General features: G+C 70.7%; 7 protein-coding genes. 4 read left to right on the forward strand and 3 right to left on the reverse strand.

Annotation, left to right across the window (positions count from 1 at the left end; all coding sequences use genetic code 11):
• Nucleotides 1–171 precede the first annotated feature (171 nt).
• Nucleotides 172–1,626, reverse strand: a complete 1,455-nt coding sequence (locus RMN86_RS01095) for an HWE histidine kinase domain-containing protein (RefSeq protein WP_309603976.1) — start codon at nucleotides 1,624–1,626, stop codon at nucleotides 172–174.
• 169 nt (nucleotides 1,627–1,795) lie between these two features.
• Here RMN86_RS01095 and RMN86_RS01100 point away from each other — a divergent pair, with 169 nt between their 5' ends.
• The 3 genes from RMN86_RS01100 to RMN86_RS01110 all read left to right on the forward strand — a co-directional run bounded on the left by RMN86_RS01100 (nucleotide 1,796) and on the right by RMN86_RS01110 (nucleotide 2,815).
• Complete coding sequence (locus tag RMN86_RS01100) at nucleotides 1,796–2,116, forward strand: glycine zipper domain-containing protein (RefSeq protein WP_309603977.1); 321 nt, start codon at nucleotides 1,796–1,798, stop codon at nucleotides 2,114–2,116.
• Nucleotides 2,117–2,127: 11 nt separating this feature from the next.
• A complete protein-coding gene (locus RMN86_RS01105) occupies nucleotides 2,128–2,544 on the forward strand; it encodes a hypothetical protein (protein ID WP_309603978.1) in 417 nt (138 codons plus the stop codon).
• 94 nt (nucleotides 2,545–2,638) lie between these two features.
• Complete coding sequence (locus RMN86_RS01110; RefSeq protein WP_309603979.1) at nucleotides 2,639–2,815, forward strand: DUF1328 domain-containing protein; 177 nt, start codon at nucleotides 2,639–2,641, stop codon at nucleotides 2,813–2,815.
• Here the strand turns inward: RMN86_RS01110 and RMN86_RS01115 are convergent.
• Entirely contained in the window at nucleotides 2,812–3,597 is a 786-nt protein-coding gene (locus RMN86_RS01115) for a metallophosphoesterase (RefSeq protein WP_309603980.1), read from the reverse strand. The genes RMN86_RS01110 and RMN86_RS01115 overlap by 4 nt on opposite strands.
• 10 nt (nucleotides 3,598–3,607) lie before the next feature.
• The gene (locus RMN86_RS01120; RefSeq protein ID WP_309603981.1) at nucleotides 3,608–4,474 is read right to left on the reverse strand and encodes a diacylglycerol kinase family protein; all 867 of its coding nucleotides are present in this window, start codon (nucleotides 4,472–4,474) and stop codon (nucleotides 3,608–3,610) included.
• 227 nt (nucleotides 4,475–4,701) lie between these two features.
• On the opposite strand from RMN86_RS01120, the gene RMN86_RS01125 reads away from it, so the two are divergent.
• Nucleotides 4,702–5,154 (forward strand): OmpA family protein, encoded by a 453-nt coding sequence (locus RMN86_RS01125; protein WP_309603982.1) that lies wholly within the window; start codon nucleotides 4,702–4,704, stop codon nucleotides 5,152–5,154.
• Nucleotides 5,155–5,250 lie beyond the last annotated feature (96 nt).

Below are 5,250 nucleotides of genomic sequence, written 5' to 3' on the forward strand. Positions count from 1 at the left end.
TCCGCCAAAATCCGCGCGGTCCGCGACCCGTGCCGCGGACCGTGCGAGGAGGCCGGGTCGCTTGACCGGGCGAGATCCCTGGGCCGCCGGTCCGGCCCCCGCGGTGACCGCGAGTCCCCCAAGGCACAGTCATAGGTCGCCTCCGCGCCCCTGCCGAGGCGGCGCCTTGTCTCAGGGGTGCGGCATTCTGGGGTGCGACATTCTGGGGTGCGGCGGCTTGTCCCGCAGCAGGTCGGCCACGGCCGCGGCGACCTGGGTCACGTCATAGGGCTTGCGGATCACCGGGGCGTCGAAGCCGCCGGGGCCGGCCACCTCGCCATAGCCGGTGGCGAAGACGAAGGGCACGCCGCGGGCCGCCAGCGCCTGGGCCACGGGCGCGACCGAGCGGCCGTTGAGGTTGGCGTCGAGCACGGCGGCGTCGATCGGCTGGTCGAGCATCGCCAGCGCCTCCTCCAGCTCATAGGCGGGGCCGATCACCCGGGCGCCGGCGTCGGCCAGGCCGGTCTCGAGCTCCATCGCCAAAAGCACCGCGTCCTCGACGATCAGCACGCGCGCGCCCTTCAGGTCGGGAGCCGCTGAGGCGGCGGACGCGGTCTCGGCGCTCCGCGGGGCCGGCGCCTCTGGAACGGTTTCGGGACGTGGCGTCACCGCCGCCGCGCCGGCGCGCAGCCGGACCAGCACGCCAGAGGGTCGATATTCGATCGATGTGTCGCCGTTCAGCTCGCGGCCGGTCACCTGGTCCAGCAGGGTCGAGCCGAAGCCCCGGCGCGCGGGCGGACCGACGGTCGGGCCGCCGCTCTCCGACCAGGTCAGTTCAAAGCCGCCCTCGGCGCATCGTCGCCAGCTGAGCTCCACGTGACCGGTCTCAACCGACAGGGCGCCGAACCTGACTGCATTGGCCGCCAGTTCGTGCAGGCCCAGCGCCAGCGCGTTGGCGGCGCGGGGCGTGAGGTAGAGCTCGGGACCCTGCCAGTCGGTCTGGCCAGGCGGGTAGACCCCCAGTTCCGCGGCGACCAGGTGGTCGATCGCCGCCCCGCGCCAGCGGGCCGCGGTGAGCAGCTCGTTGGCCGAGCCCATCGCCTTCAGGCGTCCGGCGAAGGTCTGGAGGAAGGCGTCCAGCGATGTGGTCCCGCGGGCGGTCTGGGTGGCCAGCGCCTGGACGGTGGCCAGCGCGTTCTTGACCCGATGATCCAGCTCATCCAGCAGGGTCTGGCGCTGCGCCTCCTCGAGCTTCTGCCGGGTCACGTCCTCGACGATCCCGGTGAGGCTCCGGGCGCGGCCGTCGCGATCCCGGGCCAGCACCCCGGCCACCCGCAACCAGACCCCGCGGCCGTCGTCGGGCCGGATGTGCCGGAACTCCAGGTCGTAGAGCCCACCGTTCGCGCGTTGCAGATCCTTCTGGGCGCGGAAAGAGGCCAGGTCGTCGGGGTGAATGAAAGGCTCGATCGCCCGCATGCCGCTGGCCGCCATCGGCCCGGCCGGCAGGCCGGTGATTGCCGCCATCCGCGGGCTGACCACGAACACCCCGCCCGCCATATCCCACTCGAACGCGCCCAGCCCGGCCAGCTCCAGCGCCCGGGCCAGGCGTCGATGCGCGTCGCTGTGGCCGGGGTCGCCCTGCGTCATCGCGGAAATATAGAAGCAGGCGCGGCGGATCGCGACAGGAAGTGTGCGCAGGGTCAAGGTTTCGGCGGTCAGCCCGGCTTTTCGCAGGGGCCGGAACCGGCTAGGGTGTCCGACGTTTGGGCTTGCGCGCCCCGCCGCCCGCCGGGACCCCATCTTTCGGAGACACCTCATGCCCGCCAACGCCTTTGACACCGCCGCCGACGAGACCAATGCCGCGGTGAAATCCGCCACCCAGGGCGCGACCAAGCTCTCGGCCGAAGCCCAGCGCTCCTTCGCCGACGCCGCCAGGCGCATCGAAAAGGCCGTCCAGGAGGGCGTCGAACAGATCCGCGCGCAGACCCGGGCCTATACCGACACCGCCGGCGAGCAGCTGGATCAGGCGCAGCAGTACGTCACTGAGCGTGTGCGCGAACGGCCGCTCGCGGCCACCGGCGCGGCGCTCGGCGTCGGCGTCCTGATCGGGCTCCTGCTGTCGTCCACGCGCCGCTGATCCTGGAGGGCGTGATCTTCCGCAAAGCTGTTGGACTGGTCGTCGCCTTTGCCGCGATCGCGGCGGCGGCGGGCGTCTGCGTCGTGGCGCTGGCCTTCGCGCTGTACGCCGCTGTCCGCGACCTGATCGGTCCGGCCTGGGGGGCGGCCAGCGTGGCTGCGACGTTTGCGCTGATCGCCCTGGTCGCGGCCCTGGTGGTCACCCGCAAGGCCCGGCCGCCAAAGCCCGTCCAGGGCGCGCCACCGGAGAGCCTTGCCGCCAAGCTTATCGACCTGGCCAGGGAGCGTCCCCTGGTCGCGGCCGGAGCGGCGGCCGCGGTGGTTGCGGTCATGGTCCGAAATCCGAAGATCCTGGCCCCGATCATCGCCGCCGCCTTGGCCAGCCGCACGCCGCCGGCGCGAAAGCCGCCAAAGCCACCCAGGCCCTAGCAGCGCCCCGGCGGTTGCGACCGCGGCGGAACACTGCGGCGTCCGCGACGTTCATCTCCCGGAGCGCCATGGCGGCGCCGATGGAGACATTCACATGCTCGGCTGGGCTCTTACGTTCCTCGTCGTGGCGTTGATCGCCGGCGTCCTTGGCTTCACCACCGTGGCGGGCGCCGCGATCGGCATCGCCAAGCTCGTGTTCTACATTTTCCTGCTCCTGTTCGTGGTCTCGCTGGTCATGAACCTGGTGCGGGGCCGCGGCCCGACAGTCTAGGTTCGCCGGTCCACCGACCAGGATCGATAGGGCTCGTAGTGCGAGCCCGTCCATTGCAGGGCTGCGATACGGATCGTCGCCGCTTCGATGTCCAGCACGTTGAACCCCGGCGGCGCGCCGCGCTCGCGGGTGGACAGCGTGCTGGCGCCGACCGCCTGGGTGCGACCGTCGCCGAACGCATAGGGCCAGACGAACGGCGCGTGGATGTGGCCCGACAGCACCAGGTCGATCCGCGCCTCGGCGAGCAGCCGCGCCGCCGCCGGACCGCCCCAGACCCGGGCGGTCATCGGCCCGCCGATCATCTCGGTCAGGGGATGGTGACAGACCACGATGCGAACGCAGCCGCCGGCCGCCTCTGCGAACCAGTCGATGGCGTCACGCACCTGACCCAGGGCGATCTGCCCCTTCGACCAGTTGAGCCGCGGCTGGGCGCCCCTGGCGGTGTTCAGGCCGCGGACGGCGAGACCCGGGCCGAGATGCTGCTGCTTGGAAGCCTTGCCGATGGCGCGCTCGTAGCGGCGGAAGGGCGTGAAGATGCGCTCGGCCCAGGCCAGGTATGGTGCGTCGTGATTGCCCGGCGTCACCAGCTTGGGCGCCGCGATTCCCCCCAGCCAGGCCGCGGCGGCCTCGAACTCGGCAACCTCGGCGTACTGTGTGAGATCGCCGCTCACCACCACCAGGTCGAAGGCGCCCGCATTCAGAAACGCGGTCGCGGCCGCCACGGCCGGCGCATTCTCGCCGCCGAAGTGGATATCCGAGAGGTGAGCCAGGCGCAGGGTCACGGCGGGCAGCTCAAGCCGCCTTCGGGATCGCCAGGATGCGCGCGACCTTGGGCAGGTAGCGGACATCCGCCATCGCCTTCAGCCGCACGGTTTCGCCGTCCAGGATCGCTGGAATCGGCCGGGCGGCCCAGATATGGGCGCGCCGGCAGGGCTCGACCTCCACCCCAGGCGCGGCGCGCCAGTCGCCGGTGAGGGCATGGAATCCCAGTCGGAAGGCGGCGGCGGTGTCGCGGACGTCGAGCGCCGCGGCCTCCAGCGCTGCGGCGTCGTCGCTCAGCACCCGTGACGTAAGCGGACACATGAACACCAGCGCCTCAGCCTTCTCAGGCGGGTCGCTGTCCAGAATGTAGCGAAGGCGTCCGGAAAACGCGCGGCGCAGGGCCAGCCGGGCGTTCACCCAGGCCTTGCGCGCCTGGCCGACCCGCGCGGCCTCGCGGGCTGGCGCCCAGAGCGCCGGCGAGCCGAGGATCGCGGCCACCATGAACTTGTGACCGTCAATCTCACCGCCCCCGATCAGTCGTTCCTGGCCGGTCTCCAAGGCCGCCTTCAGGGCCTGCTGCCAGGTCGTGACGCCATAGACCGCGTGGGGCAGCATGTTCATCGTGCCGCCCGGCAAGGGGGCGATCATCGGCCCGTCTGGACCGCACATTTCGGCCGCGGCGCGCGCGGTGCCGTCGCCGGCCAGGATGATCAGCAGGTCGGGCGCGGCATCCACCGCCGCGCGCAGGCATGAAATCAGGTCGGACGTCTCGGGCGCGCGGACACTTGTCTTGAGGCCGAACTCGGCCAGGAGGGCTTCGATCTCATCCGGCGCGGTTTTTCCCACGCTGCCGGACGCAACGTTGGCGATGACCTCGACTTTGTGAATTGCCCCCAATGCGCGTCTAGAATTTGGAGCGGCAGAGCGAGGCTCCGTCCAGATCTTGGCTGTTCAGCATTTCCTCAGCCATCGACGTACTCCCCAGGATCGAGACCATAACGAAGGACGGGGCCGCAGGTTCCTGAGGGAGCTCACAGCAGACCCCGCCGCATTATTTCGCCAGCAAAGGGGCCTGCGAGCCCTGGCTGCGTTATGTAGCTTAGACGTTTGAAGAGGCGCGCGCGATGAGCATTCACAGATCGGCCATCCTGGCGATCCTCACACTGGGCCTAGGTCTTGGGGCTTGCGCGACCTTGAAGCCTGGTCGGTACCGCCCCGCGGAGACGGCTCAGCGCTGCGCCGATCAGAAGGTCGCCGTCTATTTTGAGTCCGAATCCGCCGAGATCGGTCGCGAAAGCCGGGCGGTGATCTCGGCCGCCGCCACGGCGTCGAGAAGCTGCCGCGTCGCAAGCGTCGAGGTCGTGGGGCTGGCCGACGCCACCGGCGCCGCCGACGCCAATCTCGAACTTTCGAAACGCCGCGCCGCCTCGGTCACCGCGGCCCTGGCCGCGGCCGGACTGCCAACCACCGACGTGAAGATCACGGCGGGCGGCCAGGCCGGCGCCACAACAGCCGACGGCCACTCAGCGCCGCTGCGCCGCCGGGCCGATGTGGTGATGCATCTGGTTCCCCGCTAGAGCCCTTCCCACTCGGGTTGGATCAACCTGAGTGGAGGAGAAGGGCTCCAGAGATAGCGACGACCCTGTTCATTCCCGGCTGACTTGATTCAAGTC

It is taken from the genome of Phenylobacterium sp. (genome assembly GCF_031360265.1).
Lineage (GTDB): Bacteria > Pseudomonadota > Alphaproteobacteria > Caulobacterales > Caulobacteraceae > Phenylobacterium.